4 protein-coding genes are annotated in these 4028 nt (G+C 51.1%); 2 read left to right on the top strand and 2 right to left on the bottom strand.

The window, feature by feature from the left end:
• Positions 1–133: 133 nt before the first annotated feature.
• Positions 134–1366 carry a cysteine desulfurase CsdA gene (gene csdA / locus RSC70_RS20945; protein ID WP_282806955.1) on the top strand — a complete coding sequence of 411 codons (1233 nt, stop codon included), beginning with the start codon at positions 134–136 and terminating at the stop codon, positions 1364–1366.
• Positions 1363–1797, top strand: a complete 435-nt coding sequence (gene csdE / locus RSC70_RS20940; protein WP_063586522.1) for a cysteine desulfurase sulfur acceptor subunit CsdE — start codon at positions 1363–1365, stop codon at positions 1795–1797. The genes csdA and csdE overlap by 4 nt, the downstream gene beginning before the upstream one ends.
• Positions 1798–1810: 13 nt before the next feature.
• Here the strand turns inward: csdE and tcdA are convergent, their stop codons facing one another.
• Positions 1811–2629 (bottom strand): tRNA cyclic N6-threonylcarbamoyladenosine(37) synthase TcdA, encoded by an 819-nt coding sequence (tcdA, locus tag RSC70_RS20935; protein ID WP_234618953.1) that lies wholly within the window; start codon positions 2627–2629, stop codon positions 1811–1813.
• Between the two features lie 110 nt (positions 2630–2739).
• On the bottom strand, positions 2740–3855 hold the full coding sequence (mltA, locus tag RSC70_RS20930; protein ID WP_025800244.1) for a murein transglycosylase A: 1116 nt from the start codon (positions 3853–3855) through the stop codon (positions 2740–2742).
• Positions 3856–4028: the final 173 nt, after the last annotated feature.

Genomic DNA, 4028 nt, shown 5'->3' with positions numbered 1-4028 from the left:
TCATTTGCCAGTAGTTAAAAGCATAACAAGCTATTTCAGCTTTGCCAGAAAACTGCCGGATTATTCAGATTAATCTGTCATGCCGCTCGTTGGGCGTGACAACCAAGCGGCCCGCAATGAGGAATTATTCCGCATGACATCCTTTGATTATTCAGCCTTTCGCGGCCACTTCCCTGCACTTTCAGCAATAGATAACGAGCAGCATGCGGTCTATCTCGACAGCGCAGCAACCGCACTAAAACCTCAAGCATTGGTTGAAGCCACTCAAGCGTATTACGCTGGCAGCGCCGCTACCGTACACCGCAGCCAGCATCAGGCCGCTCTGCGCTTGACTCAGCGCTATGAATCGGCTCGCCAGCAGGTTGCCCAGCTTCTGCATGCTCACAGCGCAGACAGCATTGTGTGGACTAAAGGCACCACCGAAGCCATCAACCTCGTGGCACAAAGCTTTCTGCGCCCCATTTTGCAGGCCGGTGATGAAATACTGGTGAGTGAAGCTGAGCATCACGCAAATTTGATACCGTGGCTGATGGTAGCTGAACAATGTGGCGCTAACGTCGTTAAGCTTCCGGTCAACCAACACGGGTTACCGGCTCTAGAACAGTTACCGGCGCTACTCACTTCGCGCACCAAAATGATGGCCTTGGGGCAAATGTCGAACGTCACCGGTGGCTGCCCCGATCTACGCTATGCGCTAGAGTTGGCGCATCAAAATGGCACGCCAGTTATGATTGATGGCGCGCAAGGCGTGGTGCATCACCCACTTGACGTCGCCGATCTCAACGTCGATTTTTATGCTTTTTCTGCCCACAAAATGTATGGCCCAACGGGGCTTGGCGTGTTGTATGGTAAGCCTGAATATCTCGCGCAGATGCATGCGTGGCAGGGCGGCGGGAAAATGCTAACCAAAGCCGGGTTTGACGGTTTTATCGAACAAGCCATACCTCACCGTTTCGAAGCAGGAACCCCCAACATCGTCGGAGTTATCGGATTTTCAGCGGTACTTGAGTGGCTAGAATATTTCGACTTAGCCGCTGCGGAAGCTTACTGCGTTTCTCTGGCCGAACAAGCGGAGCAACAGCTTAGCCAGATTAAAGGGTTTATCAGTTACCGAGCGCCTAAATCCGCGCTGCTGGCTTTCAATATTGCGGGTATTCACCACAGCGATTTAGTCGCTTTAGTGGCTGAACAAGGCGTGGCGTTACGCGCAGGCCAACATTGTGCACAGCCATTAATACAGGCGTTAGGCATTACCGGTTCGCTCCGTGCTTCATTTGCGCCCTATAATTGTCCTGAAGACGTCACCACGCTGGTAAAAGCGGTAAACTATGCGCTATCAATCTTGAACGACGAGGATTTTGCATGATTGCCCCCCATCCTTTTGGCCGAACATTAACGCCTGAAATGTTAGCCGCACGCTTTGAGTCTCTCACGCTTTGGGAAGATCGCTACCGCCAAATCATTCTGCTGGCACGTGAGCTACCGGCACTACCACCGGAGCTAAAGCAGCAGAAAACCGAACTGGCAGGCTGTGAGAATCAGGTATGGCTAGGCGGAGAATTACTTGAGGATGGAACGATGCATTATTATGGCGACAGCGACGGACGCATCGTCAAAGGCCTCTTGGCAATCTTGCTAACGGCGTCAGAAGGCAAAACGCCGCAGCAAATTATGGCAAGCGACCCGCTTACGCTATTTCAACAGCTCAATATTTTAGAACAGTTAAGCTCTTCGCGCGCCAGCGGTTTAAACTCGCTCGCCGCTGGGATCAAAAACATAGCGCAAAGCTATCTGTAATCACTGACTTTAATTACTGAGGCTGAGCAGCCAAACGCTCAGCCTTAGCCAGCATTTTCTTAATCGCATGCGCCACGGCAACAAAACCAAAGGTTGCCGTCACCATCGTGACCGAACCAAACCCAGAGGCGCAATCCATACGTTTAGGCCCTTCCGCAGTGCTACGAGAAGCACATACGCTGCCATCGGGCTGTGGATAGACCAGTGGCTCGGTCGAGAACACGCAGTCGATACCCAGCTTACCTTTGCTATTTTTCACCACGTTGAAATCATTCTTCAAACGCTCACGCAGCTTGGCCGCCAGCGGATCTTGAATGGTTTTCGCCAAATCAGCGACTTCAATGCGCGTGGGATCAATTTGTCCGCCCGCGCCACCGGTCGTCACAATCGGGATCTTAAAGCGACGGCAATAGGCTAACAGCGCAGCCTTTGGTCGCACGCTATCAATGGCGTCGATGACATAGCTGAAGCGGTTATCAATCAGCTTATCAACGTTATCAGGCGTAATAAAATCATCGATGCAGGTGACCTGACACTCTGGATTGATCTCACGAATACGGGCAGCAACCACTTCTGTTTTCGCCTGCCCCACATTGCTGCGCAGAGCATGGATCTGCCGGTTGGTGTTTGTTACGCAAACATCATCCATATCGATCAACGTAATAGCACCAATCCCCGTGCGAGCTAACGCTTCTGCCGCCCACGACCCCACGCCGCCAATACCGATAACGCACACATTAGCCTGAGAGAATACGCCCAGCGCCTGCTGGCCATATAAGCGAGCAATACCGCTAAAACGCTGCATATAAGCGTCGGAAAAAGATGCTGTCATTGGATTTATTACCTTAGAAATTCTTGATACAGCCCCTCGCCGACCGAGGAGCAGCAAACTGCTCCTCCCCCTAAGAAGGAGGAGGCAGGGAGGGAAAACAATAAAAAAGGCTATCTATTATAAGCGCTGAACAACGGCCCACCGCTTTGCGGGGTTTTCAGCACCCAGACACGGCCATAGTGATTATAGAAGCCAGCCGCGTGTCCTGCTTCAGGGCCAATGCCCTGATAGATATCGAAGTGTTGGCCTTTAATCGCCCCACCGACGTCCAGAGCCACCATCAAGCGCATCTCATATTTGCCGGTAAATTTACCCTGATTATCCAGCAAAGGCACTTCGGCCAACAGCGTAGAACCGGCTGGGATCAACGAACGATCCGATGCAACGGACGCTTTTGCCACTAAAGGCACACCGCTTGCGCCTTTCACCGGCGCATACATTTCCGGTTTGAAGAATACGAAAGAAGGGTTTTGCTCCAGCAGTTCGCGAACTTCCGCGGCAGAATGGTTATCCGCCCACTTACGAATCGCCTGCATCGACATCTCTTCACGCGCAACTTCACCGCGATCGATCAGCACCTTGCCGATACTGCGGTAAGCATGGCCGTTTTTGCCAGAGTAGCCAAAGAAGGTCAATGGACGGCCATCGCCGTAGTCCACATAGCCACTGCCCTGCACTTCCATCATGAAGTTGTCCATAATGGAGTTGCTATAACCGATTTCCAGATTGCGGTTATCCAGCGCGCCGGAGTAAATAGCCGAGCGTTCTGGCAGACGGCGGTTCTTACCTTTGCTTGGCATGCGATACAGTGGGTACTGGAATTCACCCTGACGCGTATAACGCGCTTCAATCACCGGCGTGTAATAGCCCGTGAATTGCACGTTACCAAAATTATCCATCCCTTCCATCTGATATGCGTTCAAACCAAACTGGGACAGCTGGCGCGTATCGGCTCCGGCTCGTAACCAGTTGGTCACCGCTTGGAAAGTATCGGTGTTTCTATTATAGAGAGAAGGCGATGCACGTTGGATAGCGGTGAGCTGATCGGAGAAATCCTTTCCGTTAACCGGTTTTCCTTTGGCATTCGGTCTATTAACGAGCTCTAAGGGATCGTTAATCTTCCCATCCTTATACTGCTGGCCTTTATCTGTTGGACGCGACGAACATCCCGCTAGCAATGCCACCAACAGCCCACCTACTACATATTGTCCCCAACGACCTTTCATTTCACGCTCTCTAGAAACCAAATAACCACCGCGGCACGATAACAAACCCACAGCCTGAAAGGAATTCTCCTCACTAAAAAAACGATAAGAGACAGATATCGATTAAAAAGAACACTTGATGATTAAAAAACATGCATCAAATTGATAAATGAGTGATGTTTGTCAAAAAATTC

It is taken from the genome of Hafnia sp. (assembly GCF_036648275.1).
GTDB lineage: Bacteria > Pseudomonadota > Gammaproteobacteria > Enterobacterales > Enterobacteriaceae > Hafnia > Hafnia alvei.
Note: the sequence above shows the minus strand (reverse complement) of the source record. Positions and strands in the feature narration are given on the sequence as shown.

Bases quoted from the DNA above. Each gene is read 5' to 3' on its own strand.
- csdA (WP_282806955.1), top strand. From the start codon at position 134: ATGACATCCTTTGATTATTCAGCCTTTCGCGGCCACTTCCCTGCACTT.
- mltA (WP_025800244.1), bottom strand. From the start codon at position 3,855: ATGAAAGGTCGTTGGGGACAATATGTAGTAGGTGGGCTGTTGGTGGCA.
- tcdA (WP_234618953.1), bottom strand. From the start codon at position 2,629: ATGACAGCATCTTTTTCCGACGCTTATATGCAGCGTTTTAGCGGTATT.
- csdE (WP_063586522.1), top strand. From the start codon at position 1,363: ATGATTGCCCCCCATCCTTTTGGCCGAACATTAACGCCTGAAATGTTA.